Source organism: Modestobacter sp. SSW1-42, from assembly GCF_046635825.1.
Lineage (GTDB): Bacteria > Actinomycetota > Actinomycetes > Mycobacteriales > Geodermatophilaceae > Modestobacter.
In genome coordinates, this window is record NZ_JBISCA010000004.1 from 273,171 (window position 1) to 285,923 (window position 12,753).

Sequence of the window (12,753 nt, forward strand, 5' to 3'; positions counted from 1 at the left end):
GTCGACAGCAGGACGTCGGCGCCTGTGCCCCGGCCCCTGCCGGAGACGGCCGGGTCAGAACCCGCCGCTGCGGCGGAGGCGGATCGGGCGGCCGTCGGGGTCGTCGACCAGGCGGTACAGCGGGGTGGCCCACAGCCGGGTGGCCCGGGACAGCGTCTCGGGCCGGTGCGGCCGCAGCCGGCCCGGCGGCCGCGGACCCACCCGGCCGCCGTCGTGCCAGGCCTGCAGCGCGGCGGCGGACGCCTCGACGGCGGCGACGAAGTCGTCCGGGTCGAGCAGGTCGGCGTCCTGGGACCCGTCGGGGGCCCGGTCCAGGTGCTCGCGGGCCAGCGTGAGGCGCAGGTCCCGGGCGAGCACCCGGGCGCCGTCACCGAGCCCTCCCGGGTCGCGGGGCCCCCGCTCGTCGAGGGTGGCGTCCAGGACGCCGCTGGACAGCTCGCTGTCGTGGGTCCAGGAGCGCCGGTTGAAGTTGTCGCTGCCCACGCTGACCCACACGTCGTCGACGACGCACACCTTGGCGTGCACGTAGACCGGCGTGCCCTCGTGATTCTCCGGGTCGAACACGTGCACCCGACCGGGGCCTGCCCGGTGCACGGTGTCCAGCGCCTGCTGGCGGCCGACGTACTGCGGCCGCTCCGAGACCGCACCCTCCTGGTCGGGCACCCGCGGGACGACGACGACCAGCTGCAGCGCCGGGTTCTGCTGCAGGGCCGTGGCGAAGAGCTCGGCCACCTCCTTCGACCACAGGTACTGGTCCTCCAGGTAGACCAGCCGGCGGGCGCGGCGGATCGCCTTCGAGTAGCCGCGGGCGACCGACCGCTCGCCCTCCTTCGCGAAGTCGAACGCGGGCCAGACCTTGGGGTAGGTGCGCAGCGTCTGCACCTGGTGCGGCCCGCACTCCGGCGGCGGCGGGGGCTGGTCGGGCAGCGGGGTGGGGTCCATGTGCGACTTCCCGCGCAGCGCGAGCAGCTTGTCGTGCACCCAGGCGACCGGGTTCTCCGAGTCCGGGCTCGTGGGGTCGTCCCAACGCTCGCGGAACACGGTGTCCAGCACGCCCACGGCCGGCCCGCGCAGCTGCAGCTGGACGTCGTGCCACGGCGGCCGCTCCCCGTAGGCCGAGGACATCGACTGCGGCTGCGGGTCGCCCCGGTGCTCGCCGTCGTCCCGGCGGGAGTGGCACAGGTCGATGCCGCCGGCGAAGGCGACGTCGCGCTCGGGCCGGCCGACGTGCCGCAGGACGACGAACTTCTGGTGGTGGCTGCCCATCCGGCGCACCCGCTCGTCGAGGACGACGACGCCGCCGGCCTCCTCGATCGCCTGGTCCAGCGAGGCGTTCTCCTCCTTGCTGAAGCTGAGCCCGTCCCAGTGCGACCGCCAGACGAGGCCCCGCACGCAGACCCCGCGGCGGGCGGCGTCGGCGAACAGCTCGCCCACGGTCGGGCCGTCCTCGCGCAGCCGCTCGTCGGGGTCGCCGCGCCAGTCGGTGAAGAACAGGTGGTCGCCGGGCTCCAGGCCCTGGACCGCGGTGACCAGCCGGTCGAAGTAGGCCACGCCGTGGACCAGCGGCTCGACGAGGTTGCCCGCCGTCCACGCCGGGATGACGGTGTCGGGGTTGTCGCGTTCTGCGCCGGTGAGCAGCCAGTCCTCGGGGTCGGTCACGCGGTGATCCAACCGCGCCGGCCGCCGCAGGGGAACGGGACGTCACCCGCCCGCGCCCGACGGCGTCCCACCAGGTGAACGTGGGAGTGCCAGCGGTGAGACCGGTTGGTCGCCGCCGGTAGCCTGGGACCGTGGCCTTGGTCGTGCAGAAGTACGGCGGTTCCTCCGTCGCCAACCCCGAGCGTGTCAAGCGCGTCGCGGAGCGGATCGTCGAGGCGAAGAAGAACGGCGACGACGTGGTCGTCGTCGTCTCCGCGATGGGCGACACCACCGACGAGCTCCTCGACCAGGCGAGCCAGATCACCGCCGACCCGCCGGGGCGCGAGCTCGACATGCTGCTCACCGCGGGCGAGCGGATCTCGATGGCGCTGCTGGCCATCGCGATCTCCACCCACGGCTACGAGGCGCGGTCCTTCACCGGCTCCCAAGCCGGCGTGATCACCACGTCCAGCCACGGCAAGGCGCGGATCATCGACGTCACGCCCGGCCGGCTGCGCAGCGCGCTGGACGAGGGGTCGATCGTCATCGTCGCCGGCTTCCAGGGCGTCAGCCAGGACACCAAGGACGTCACCACGCTCGGCCGCGGCGGCTCCGACACCACCGCCGTCGCCGTCGCCGCGGCGCTGGACGCCGACGTGTGCGAGATCTACACCGACGTGGACGGCGTCTTCACCGCCGACCCGCGGATCGTCCCGAACGCCCGGCGGCTGGACACCATCACCTACGAGGAGATGCTGGAGATGGCGGCCTCGGGCGCCAAGGTCCTCATGCTCCGCTGCGTCGAGTACGCCCGCCGGTACGGCATCCCGGTGCACGTCCGCAGCTCCTACTCACAGCTCCCCGGCACGATCGTGGCCGGCTCGATGGAGGACCTCACCGTGGAACAGGCGATCATCACCGGCGTCGCGCACGACCGCAGCGAGGGGAAGATCACCGTCTCCGGTGTCCCCGACCGGCCGGGTGAGGCGGCGCAGATCTTCCGCGTGCTCGCCGACGCCGAGATCAACATCGACATGATCGTGCAGAACGTCTCCACCGAGGCGAAGCTGACCGACATCTCCTTCACGCTGCCCAAGAGCGACGGCCCGGCGGCCATCGCGGCGCTGGAGCGGGTCAAGCACACCGTCGGCTACACCGGGGTCAGCTTCGACCAGCACATCGGCAAGGTGTCGCTGGTGGGTGCCGGGATGCGCTCGCACCCGGGCGTCTCCGCCAAGTTCTTCGGCGCGCTCGCCGACGCCGGGGTCAACCTCGAGCTGATCAGCACCTCCGAGATCCGCATCTCGGTGGTCTGCCGCGACACCGAGGTGGACGTCGCCGTCCGCGCCGTGCACGACGCGTTCGACCTCGGCTCCGACGTCGAGGCCGTGGTCTACGGAGGTACCGGACGATGAGCACGCAGTTGAGTGGGCAGGGCACCTCCGACGGCCTGCGGGTCGGCGTCGTCGGCGCCACCGGGCAGGTCGGCGCCGTCGTGCGCCGGCTGCTCGCCGAGCGCGCCTTCCCCCTCGCCGAGCTGCGGTTCTTCGCCTCCGCCCGGTCCGCCGGCAGCACGCTGCCCTGGGCCGGTGGCGAGATCACCGTCGAGGACGCCGCCACCGCCGACCCCACCGGGCTCGACATCGCGATCTTCTCCGCCGGGGGCGCGACCTCCAAGGAGCAGGCGCCGCGGTTCGCCGCCGCCGGGGTCACCGTCATCGACAACAGCTCCGCCTGGCGCCGCGACCCCGACGTCCCGCTGGTGGTCAGCGAGGTCAACCCGCACGCGCTGGACTCGATCCCCAAGGGGATCATCGCCAACCCGAACTGCACCACGATGGCCGCGATGCCGGTGCTGCGGCCGCTGCACGACGAAGCGGGCCTGGTCCGCCTGGTCGCCAGCACCTACCAGGCGGTGTCCGGGGCCGGGCTGGCCGGCGTCGACGAGCTCGACGGCCAGGTCAAGGCGGTCGTCGACAAGGCTGCGGAGCTCACCCACGACGGGTCGGCGGTCAGCTTCCCCGAGCCGGTGAAGTTCGTGCGGCCGATCGCCTACAACGTGCTGCCGCTGGCCGGCTCGATCGTCGACGACGGCAGCTTCGAGACCGACGAGGAGCAGAAGCTCCGCAACGAGAGCCGCAAGATCCTCGGCATCCCGGAGCTGCGCGTCTCGGGCACCTGCGTCCGGGTGCCGGTCTTCACCGGGCACTCGCTGTCGCTGAACGTCGAGTTCGCCCGGCCGCTGTCGGTGGCCCGGGCGACCGAGCTGCTCGAGCGGGCGCCCGGCGTCCAGCTCACCGGCGTCCCCACCCCGCTGCAGGCCGCCGGCACCGACCCCAGCTACGTGGGCCGGATCCGGCAGGACGAGGGCGTCGACGGCGGCCGCGGCCTGGCGCTGTTCATCAGCAACGACAACCTGCGCAAGGGCGCGGCGCTGAACACCGTGCAGATCGCCGAGCTGCTGCTCGCCCGACGCTGACCGGTCCGGCCGTCCCCGGTCGTGCCCCGGTGCGCGTCGGGGTGCAGGTGACCGACGCCCTCGCCGTCGGCTGACGGCGAGGGCGGACCGGGGGGTCAGCCCGCCGGCGGCACGTGGCGCAGCGCGAACGACAGCGCCACCTCGACCTGGCGGATCGTCTCGGCGATCACCAGCGACCCGTGGCCGGCGTCGAAGCGGTAGACCTCGTGCGGCTTGCCCCGCTCCTCGAGCGCGGCCAGGTAGTTGTCGATCTGCCGGATCGGGCACCGCGGGTCGTTGGCCCCGGCCACCACGAGCACCGGCGCGGCGACGGCGTCCACGTAGGTCAGGGGCGAGCTGCGCACGTAGACGTCGCGGACCTCGTCGGGCGAGCCGCCGAACAGCGCCCGGTCGTAGGCCCGCAGACCCTCCATCTCGTCCTCGTAGGCGGCCAGGTAGTCGGCCACCGGCACCTCCGCGATGCCCGCCGTCCAGCGCCCGGGCTGGGTGCCCAGGCCCAGCAGCGTGAGGAAGCCGCCCCACGAGCCGCCGGACAGGATCGTGCGGGCCGGGTCGACCACGCCCTCGGCCACCAGGGCGTCGTACACCGCCGCGACGTCCTCGAGTTCGGTCAGGCCGGGACGGCCGGTGAGCGCGTCGCGCCATTCGCTGCCGTAACCGGTCGAGCCGCGGTAGTTCACGTGCACCACCGCGTAGCCGGCGTCGACGTAGGCCGCCCGCCGGGCGCGGTAGGAGTCGTCGTCCTGGGATTCGGGGCCGCCGTGCACCAGGAAGGCGGTCGCGTAGGGCGCCGGGCCGGCCGGGCGCACCAGCAGGGCGTGCACGTCGCCGCCGGGGCCGGGGACCCAGCGGTCCTCGACCGGGTACGCGGCCGGCGGCTCCTCGCCCGGGGCGGCCAGCACCACCGGGCCGTCGGCACGCCGGATCACCGGCGGCTCCTCGGCGTTGGACCAGGCCAGCTCGACGGTGCCGTCGGGGCGGGCGGTGGCCCCGCGGACGACGCCGCGCGGGGTCTCCAGCTGCTCGAGCCGAGCGCTGCCGAGGTCGTAGCGGTACAGCTCGCTGCGGGCGGCGTGGTCGTGGCCGACCAGCAGCGCCGAGCCGTCGGGGTACCAGCCGGCGGTGACGTCGCCGGGCAGGTCGAGCACCAGCTCGGTCTCCTCGCCGGTCGCGACGTCCCAGATCAGCAGCTCCTCGCGGCCGCGGCGCTCGTGGCCGACCAGCAGGCGCTGGTCGCCCTCGACGGGGGAGAAGCCCAGCGCGTGCAGGCCGCGGCCCTCGCCGTCCCACTTGTCGGCGACCAGGGACAGGTCGTCGGTGCGCAGCACCCGGAGTGCGGGGTAGCGGGGGTCACCGTGCTCGGAGTGGGAGAAGACCAGCAGCGTGTCGTCGCGGGACAGGGCGTCGACGCCGGCGGTGTCCGGGGTCGTGTAGAACGCCGCCGGGGCGCCGCCGACGGGCCCGAGCCACAGCTCGCTGCCGTCGTCGGTGGAACGGCCCACGGCCAGGTACCGGTGGCCGAGCTCGAGCCCGGCCGGGTACGCCGGGCCCACCGCGGGCAGCGCCACGGTGTCCGGGCCACCGGCGAAGGGCTGGGTCATCCAGACGCCGAACTCGTCGCCGTCGGTGTCGGCGAACCACCAGATCGTCTCGCCGTCCGGGCTCAGCGTGGCGATGCTCGTGCCGTTGGCGCGGTCGGTGACCCGCCGGTGCACATCGGTGTCGCGGTCCCAGACGTACTGCTCGACGACGCCGCTGACGTCGGAGGAGTAGAGGTTGCGCTGCGGGGCGTCCTCGGCCCACTCCGGCAGGCTGACCCGCGGGGCGCGGAAGCGGGCCTGCCAGCGGGCGGTGACCTCCTCGGGCAGGGCGGGCTGGTCGGGAGCGGGCGAGCTCGTCGCGGTCACCGCTGCATCCTCCCCCGCGGCCTGCCGGCCCTGCGCGCGGTGCCCCGGCGCCGGCCGGGGGTCACCTCCCGCCGGCGCCCGCTCCTGCCGGGGCCGTCGTCCGCCCGGCGGCCTTGGGGGGGACGGCGACGTCGGCGCTGCGGACGTCGCCGATCAGCTGCTCCAGCACGTCCTCCAGCGCGACCAGGCCGATGGTGCGGCCACCGTCGACCACCCGGCCCAGGTGCGACCCGGAACGGCGCATCTCCTGCAGCACCTCGGGCAGTGGCTCGCGGGGGGTGAGCTCGACGAAGGCCTTGACCGCCTGGTCGGGCACCGGCTGGTCCCGCGACGTCGGGCCGGTGCCCAGCACGTCCTTGACGTGCACGTACCCGGTGAGCTCACCGTCCTCGCCGCGCATCGGGTAGCGGCTGAAGCCGTGCTCGGCGACGACGCCCTCCAGCTGCCGGGGCGTGGAGGCCCGCGGGACGACGACCAGCGTCTCGACCGGTAGGAGCACCGAGCCGACGTCGTGCTGCTCGAAGGTGAGCGCGCCGGCGGCGAGCTCGCTGACCTCGGTGCCCAGCAGCCCCTCCTTGCGGGACTGGGTGATCATCGACTGGATCTCCGACCGGTCGAAGCTGGCCGAGATCTCGTCGGTGGGCGTCACGCCGAACAGCCGCACGAAGGCGTTGGCGACGACGTTGAAGAACCAGATGAACGGCTTGAGCACGCGCACCATGAAGGCCAGCGGCGGGCCGAGCACGATCGCGGCGTTGCTCGGGCCGGCGATGGTGATGTTCTTGGGCACCATCTCGCCGAGCACCATGTGCAGCACGGTGACAAGCGACAGCGCGATCACCAGCGCGATCGGGTGCAGGAGCCCCTCGGGGACGTGGACGGCGTGCAGCACCGGCTCGATCAGGTGCGCGACGGCCGGCTCGCCGACCGCGCCCAGACCCAGCGAGCACAGCGTGATGCCCAGCTGGGCGCCGGCCATCATCTGCGACACGTTGCGCATCGCGGCCAGCGTCTTCTGCGCCCGTACGGACCCGGCCTCGGCGCGCGGCTCGATCTGGTCGGCCCGTGCCGACACCAGCGCGAACTCCGAGGCCACGAAGAACGCGTTGCCCAGCAGCAGCGCCACCAGCACGAGCAGGCTCACGATGTCGCTCATGCCTGCGCCACCTCCCGCTCGCGGCTGGCGGTCGCGCCGGAGTGGCGCGACTCGTCGGTGAGGTCGGGGTCCTCCTCGACCGGCACCGGGGTGGCGCGCAGCCGGGACAGCCGACGGCCGTCGACCTCGGCGACGGTGAGCATCCAGCCCTCGATCGCCACCTGCTCGCCCACCTCGGGCAGTCGGCGCAGCCGCTCCACGGCGAACCCGGCGACGGTCTCGTAGCGGCCCTCGGGCACCGGGATGCCGGTGCGGTCGCGCACCTCGTCGGGCCGCAGCAGCCCGGACAGCACCCAGTCCTCGCCGTCGCGGCGCAGCTGGCGCAGCGGCCGGTCGGTCTCGTCGGTGATCTCGCCGACCAGCTCCTCGACGATGTCCTCCAGGGTCACGATGCCGTGGGTGGCGCCCCACTCGTCGACGACCAGGGCCAATTGCAGCCCCTGCTCGCGGAGCAGGTCCAGCAGCGGGTCCAGCCGCAGGGACGACGGGACGGCGAGCACGGGCGCGGCCAGCTCGCCCGCGGTGCGCTGCAGCCGTTGCTCCTCGGGGACGGCGACGGCATTCTTCACGTGCACGACCCCGGTGACCTCGTCGAGGTCGGCGCCGTAGACCGGGAAGCGGGAGTTGCCCGAGCGGATGGCGGCGTCGATGACGTCGGCGGCGGTGGCCGAGGCGCTGAGCGTCCAGAGCCGGGTGCGCGGGGTCATGACGTCGGTGGCGAACTTGTCGCGCAGGCCCAGCGAGCGGCCCAGCAGCCGGGCGGCGACGGGGGAGAGGTCGCCCTCCTCGGCCGAGCGGCGGGCGACCGCTGCCAGCTCCTCGGCGCCGCGGGTGTCGTCGAGCTCCTCCTTGGGCTCGAAGCCCAGCCGGCGCACGATCGCGTTGGCCAGCCGCTGCAGCGCGCGCACCAGCGGGCCGGTGACCGTGGTGAACAACCGCATGCCGGGCGCGACGAGCACCGCGGTGCCCAGCGGCCGGGCGATGGCCAGGTTCTTCGGGCCGAGCTCGCCCAGGATCATCTGCAGGAACGTCGCCAGCGCGATGCCCACGGCCACCGCGATCGGCGCGACGGCGCCCTCGGGCAGGCCGATCGAGGTGAGCACCGGCTCGAGCAGCCCGCCCAGGGCCGGCTCGGCGAGGAAGCCGACGATCAGCGTGGTGAGCGTGATGCCGAGCTGGGCGGCGGACAGCTGGGTGGACAGCCCGCGCAGCGCGGTGAGGACGCCGTCGGCGCCCTTGTCGCCGGCGGCGGCGGCCCGTTCGGCCTGCCCGCGGTCGACGGAGGTGAAGGAGAACTCGGCCGCGACGAAGAACCCGGTGAGCGCGGTCAGCAGCACGGCCGCGAGGAGGAGCAACCATTCGGTCATCAGGGACGCCAGTGCCCGCCGCCGGCTGTGCGGAAACTGTGCCGTGAACGACTCAGGGACCGCCCGGAGGCGGTCCCTGAGTGGCTGGTCGGGGTGACAGGATTTGAACCTGCGGCCTCGTCGTCCCGAACGACGCGCGCTACCAAGCTGCGCCACACCCCGAGGTGCGTCGACAACTGTAACCGACGCCCGCAGCGGGTTCGCAGGGGCCCGGCGCGGGCCCCTGGCCGGGGCTACCCGCGGGCGGTGAGCGTGAGCAGCGTGGCCTCCGGCGGGCAGGCGAGCCGGTAGGGGGCGTAGGGGCTGGTGCCCAGTCCGGCCGAGACGTGCAGCCAGGTGCCGGTGGGGTGACCGACCGTGGGCTCGGCCCAGCGGTGCAGCCAGCGCACGTACCGGCGGTCGATGCCGCAGTTGGTGACCAGCGCGCCGTAGAAGGGCACCCGCAGCTGGCCGCCGTGGGTGTGCCCGGCCAGCACCAGGTCGTAGCCGTCGCCGGCGAACCGGTCGAGGACCCGCGGCTCGGGGGAGTGCACCAGGCCGATCCGCACGTCGGCCGCCGGGTCAGCCGGACCGGCGACCTCGTCGTAGCGGTCCAGCTGCAGGTGTGGGTCGTCGACCCCGGCGAAGGCGATCCGGACGCCGGGCACGGTGAGCCCGCCGGTGGTGTTGGTCAGGTCCAGCCAGCCGCGGCTGGTCATCCCGTCGCGCAGCTCGTGCCAGGGCAGGGGCTCCCCGAACACCTTCCGGTGGTCCTTCTTGAAGTACTTCAGCGGGTTCTTCGGGGTGGGTCCGTAGTAGTCGTTGCTGGACAGCACGAAGGCACCGGGCAGGTCGAGCAGCGGCTCCAGCGCCCGCAGCGTCGGCGGGACGGCGTCCGCCCCGGCCAGGTTGTCCCCGGTCGTGACGACGAGGTCGGGCTCCAGCGCGGCCAGCCCGGCGACCCACTCCTGCTTGCTCGTCTGCCCGGCGGTCATGTGCAGGTCGGACAGCTGCAGCACCGTCAGCGGTGCCGAGCCCGGCGGGAGCACCGGCACCTGGAAGCGGCGCAGCGTCCAGCGGGTGCGCTCGACCAGGCTCGCGTAGGCGACCGTGGCGGCGCCGCTGGCCAGCACGGCGGCGGGGACGGCGGTGGTGGCACGCATCCGGTCAGCCTAGGGCGGGGCAGGAACTCCGTCGTCCCGCGCGCGGGTGAGGTGGCAGGCTGGCCGGCGTGAGCGAGCTCAAGGACCGACTGCGTACCGACCTGACCACCGCCATGAAGGGCCGCGACGAGCTGACCACCGCGACCCTGCGCATGGTGCTCTCCGCCGTGACCGCCGAGGAGGTGTCCGGCAAGGAGGCCCGCGAGCTGTCCGACGACGAGGTCCAGGCGGTGCTGCGCCGCGAGGCCAAGAAGCGCCGCGAGGCCGCCGAGGCGTTCGCCGGGGCCGGCCGCACCGAGCAGGCCGAGCGGGAGCGCGCCGAGGAGGGCGTGGTCGCCGCGTACCTGCCGGCCCAGCTCGAGGACGCCGACCTGACCGCGCTGGTCGCCGACGTGATCACCACGACCGGGGCCACCGGGATGAAGGACATGGGCAAGGTGATGGGGGCGGTCACCGGCCGGGTCGCCGGCCGGGCCGAGGGCGGCCGGGTGGCGGCCGAGGTCCGCCGCCAGCTCGCATAGCCCCCGGCCGGGCCGGACGCGACGTGGCCCGGACGCACGACGGCTCCCCGGTCGGGTGACCGGGGAGCCGTCGTGCGTGCAGGGCCGGATCAGCCGGGGAGGCCGTCACCGTTGGTGTCCGGGGGCTGGACCGAGTCCGCCGGCGGCGTGACCGGCGCGGGCTCCGGAGCCGGTGCCGGAGCCGGGGCGGGCGCCGGGGCCTGGGTGGTCGGCGGGGCCGGGGTCCGCGTGCGGCCGCCCGTCCCGTTGCTCACCCGGACCGTGACCACCTGGTTCGGCGCGACCTGGGTGCCGGCCGACGGGGAGGTGCCGAGGAAGCTCCCGGCCGGCTGGCGGCTGTCGACCCGCGAGACGACCGGACGCAGGCCGGCCTGCTGCAGCGCGGCCTGGCACTCGTCCACGGAGCCGCAGCCGGGGACGGTCTTGCGCTCGCCGACGGCGTACTTGTCCTCGCCCGGCGGGAACGGCACGGCCGGCTGGGCCTCCAGGATCGGGGCCATCGCGTCGTGCCAGATCTGCGCGGGCTTGCCGCCTCCGTAGCCACCGACCGACTCGATGCCCAGCGGCCGGAAGACCATGACCGTCCCGGTGTACTGCGGCGTGTACCCCACGAAGGTCACCGAGTCCTGGTTGTTCACCGTGCCGGTCTTGCCCGCGATCTGGTGTCCGGGGACGTAGGCGTTGCGGGCCGTGCCGGGGCTGCCCGGCTCGACGTCCCCGCGCAGGACCTGGTTGAGCGTGTTGGCCAGACCCGGCTCGACGACCTGCTCGCACCGGTCGCCCTGGAAGAGCGGCTGGCCGTCGTCGCCGGTGACCGGCTGCCCGGCGCTGGTGGTGATCGCCAGCAGCGGCGTCGGGGCGCACTTGACCCCGCCGGCCGCGATGGTCGCGTACGCCGTGGTCAGCTGCAGCGGGTTCACCGGCTCGGGGCTGTACGGGAAGGACCCGAGGTTGCCGTCGATCCACGTCTGCGCCGGGACCTGGTTGGGGGCGTCGAAGCTCATGCCCAGCCGCTCGGCCATCCGCACGGCCGGCTCCACGCTGCCCAGCTCGTCCTCGAGCGCCAGGAAGTAGGTGTTCGACGAGCGGACCAGGGCCTCGCCCATGCTGAGCGTCTGCGGGTAGTTGCTGCCCACGTTGCCGACCGAGTACGGCTCGCCCCGGGTCCCGCCATTCTTCTTGTACACCCGCGACACGTACGGCTCGGGGGTGGTGATGACGTGGTTGGCCGGGATGCCGGCCTCGAGCGCGGCCGCGGCCACGAACGTCTTGAACGTCGAGCCGGAGCCCTTGCTGGGGGTGATCCCGAAGTTGACCGACTCGCAGGTGCGGTCCTGGGTGCCGTCACAGCCGAAGCGGCGGTTGATGCTCATCGCCAGGACGTGGCCGGTGCCGGGCTCCACGACGTCGTAGACGCCGATCAGGTCGTTGTCCAGCGGGACGGTGTTGGCGACGGAGATGTCGCCGGCCTTCTGCATGTCCGGGCGCAGCGTCGTCTGGATGGTGTAGCCGCCGTTGGCCAGCTCGGAGTCGGTCAGGCCGAGCGCGCGGAGCTCGGTGTGGACGTAGTCGCAGAAGAACCCGCCGATGGTGGCGTTGGCGCAGCCGTTCGGCGGCCGGGAGCCCTCGGCGGTCTGGATCGGCGCCGCGGACAGGTCGGCCAGCTCCTGCTCGGTCATCGGCTGGTCGGGCTGCCCGCCCCCGCCGTGGCCGAGGTCGTGCATCCGCTGCAGCACCTGGTTGCGCCGGGTCTGCGCGGCCTCCGGGTACAGGAGCGGGTCGTCGTTGGTCGGGCTCTGCACGAGACCGGCCAGCACGGCCGCCTGGGGGAGGGTCAGCTCGGCGGCGCCCACGCTGAAGTAGGTGCGCGCGGCGGCCTCGATGCCGTAGGCGCTGTGGCCGAAGTAGGCGATGTTGAGGTAGCGGGTGAGGATCTCGTCCTTGGAGTAGGTCTGCTCCAGGGCGAGCGCGAGCCGGGCCTCCTTGAGCTTGCGGCCCACCGACTGCTCGGTGGCCGCCGCGGCCTCGGCCGGCGTGGCCGCGGTCTGCAGCAGGGTCTGCTTCACCAGCTGCTGGGTCAGCGTGGAGCCGCCCTCCTCGACCCCGCCGGCGGCCAGGTTCTTGGCCAGCGCGCGCAGGGTGCCCTGGGCGTCGACGCCCTGGTGCTCGTAGAAGCGGGAGTCCTCGATGTCGACGATCGCCTGCTTCATGATCGGCGAGATCTGGTCCGGCGTCACCGGCGTCCGGTTGTTCTCGTAGAACTCGGTGATCAGGCTGCCGTCGGCGGCCAGCACCTTCGTGTTGCCGTTCGGCGTCTTGTCGGTCAGCTCGACCGGCAGCGCGTCGAGCAGGGTCGTGGAGTTGCGGGCGATCAGGCCCGCTCCTCCGACGAAGGGCAGCAGCACGGCGGCGACCAGGCCGCCGGCGACGACCAGCGCGACCAGGAGCTTCGCCAGGGCGCCGACACGGGAGGGAGCAGACTCGGACATCGCAGGCCAAGGTACCTGTCGCGGGCCTCCGCGTGCCGTGCCCGAGACCCGACG

At 73.8% G+C, this 12,753-nt stretch carries 9 protein-coding genes and 1 tRNA gene; 3 read left to right on the forward strand and 7 right to left on the reverse strand.

The window, feature by feature from the left end; genetic code table 11:
• Positions 1-54 precede the first annotated feature (54 nt).
• Positions 55-1,659 carry a phospholipase D family protein gene (locus ACGBYP_RS15595; RefSeq protein WP_411585566.1) on the reverse strand — a complete coding sequence of 535 codons (1,605 nt, stop codon included), beginning with the start codon at positions 1,657-1,659 and terminating at the stop codon, positions 55-57.
• A 131-nt stretch (positions 1,660-1,790) separates the two neighbouring features.
• Between ACGBYP_RS15595 and ACGBYP_RS15600 the strand changes: the two genes are divergently transcribed.
• Complete coding sequence (locus ACGBYP_RS15600) at positions 1,791-3,053, forward strand: aspartate kinase (protein WP_411585567.1); 1,263 nt, start codon at positions 1,791-1,793, stop codon at positions 3,051-3,053.
• Positions 3,050-4,117, forward strand: coding sequence for an aspartate-semialdehyde dehydrogenase (locus ACGBYP_RS15605; RefSeq protein ID WP_411585568.1), 1,068 nt, complete (start codon positions 3,050-3,052; stop codon positions 4,115-4,117). The genes ACGBYP_RS15600 and ACGBYP_RS15605 overlap by 4 nt, the downstream gene beginning before the upstream one ends.
• Before the next feature lie 95 nt (positions 4,118-4,212).
• Here ACGBYP_RS15605 and ACGBYP_RS15610 read toward each other — a convergent pair whose 3' ends face one another.
• The 5 genes from ACGBYP_RS15610 to ACGBYP_RS15630 all read right to left on the reverse strand — a co-directional run bounded on the left by ACGBYP_RS15610 (position 4,213) and on the right by ACGBYP_RS15630 (position 9,689).
• Positions 4,213-6,024 (reverse strand): prolyl oligopeptidase family serine peptidase, encoded by a 1,812-nt coding sequence (locus ACGBYP_RS15610; RefSeq protein WP_411585569.1) that lies wholly within the window; start codon positions 6,022-6,024, stop codon positions 4,213-4,215.
• A 61-nt stretch (positions 6,025-6,085) separates the two neighbouring features.
• A complete protein-coding gene (locus ACGBYP_RS15615; protein WP_411585570.1) occupies positions 6,086-7,180 on the reverse strand; it encodes a hemolysin family protein in 1,095 nt (364 codons plus the stop codon).
• A complete protein-coding gene (locus ACGBYP_RS15620; protein ID WP_411585571.1) occupies positions 7,177-8,547 on the reverse strand; it encodes a hemolysin family protein in 1,371 nt (456 codons plus the stop codon). Before ACGBYP_RS15620 ends, ACGBYP_RS15615 begins: the two co-directional genes overlap by 4 nt.
• Positions 8,548-8,632: 85 nt before the next feature.
• Positions 8,633-8,709: transfer RNA gene (locus tag ACGBYP_RS15625), tRNA-Pro, on the reverse strand.
• A 71-nt stretch (positions 8,710-8,780) separates the two neighbouring features.
• Positions 8,781-9,689, reverse strand: a complete 909-nt coding sequence (locus ACGBYP_RS15630; RefSeq protein WP_411585572.1) for a metallophosphoesterase — start codon at positions 9,687-9,689, stop codon at positions 8,781-8,783.
• 68 nt (positions 9,690-9,757) lie between these two features.
• Between ACGBYP_RS15630 and ACGBYP_RS15635 the strand changes: the two genes are divergently transcribed.
• Entirely contained in the window at positions 9,758-10,210 is a 453-nt protein-coding gene (locus tag ACGBYP_RS15635; RefSeq protein WP_411585574.1) for a GatB/YqeY domain-containing protein, read from the forward strand.
• A gap of 89 nt (positions 10,211-10,299) precedes the next feature.
• On the opposite strand, the gene ACGBYP_RS15640 is transcribed toward ACGBYP_RS15635, so the two are convergent.
• Positions 10,300-12,699 (reverse strand): penicillin-binding protein, encoded by a 2,400-nt coding sequence (locus ACGBYP_RS15640; protein WP_411585576.1) that lies wholly within the window; start codon positions 12,697-12,699, stop codon positions 10,300-10,302.
• Positions 12,700-12,753: the final 54 nt, after the last annotated feature.

What these genes read in the sequence shown, in the direction of transcription:
- ACGBYP_RS15605 (WP_411585568.1), top strand. Translation starts at nt 3,050, where the DNA reads ATGAGCACGCAGTTGAGTGGGCAGGGCACCTCCGACGGCCTGCGGGTC.
- ACGBYP_RS15615 (WP_411585570.1), bottom strand. Translation starts at nt 7,180, where the DNA reads ATGAGCGACATCGTGAGCCTGCTCGTGCTGGTGGCGCTGCTGCTGGGC.
- ACGBYP_RS15620 (WP_411585571.1), bottom strand. Translation starts at nt 8,547, where the DNA reads ATGACCGAATGGTTGCTCCTCCTCGCGGCCGTGCTGCTGACCGCGCTC.
- ACGBYP_RS15630 (WP_411585572.1), bottom strand. Translation starts at nt 9,689, where the DNA reads ATGCGTGCCACCACCGCCGTCCCCGCCGCCGTGCTGGCCAGCGGCGCC.
- ACGBYP_RS15640 (WP_411585576.1), bottom strand. Translation starts at nt 12,699, where the DNA reads ATGTCCGAGTCTGCTCCCTCCCGTGTCGGCGCCCTGGCGAAGCTCCTG.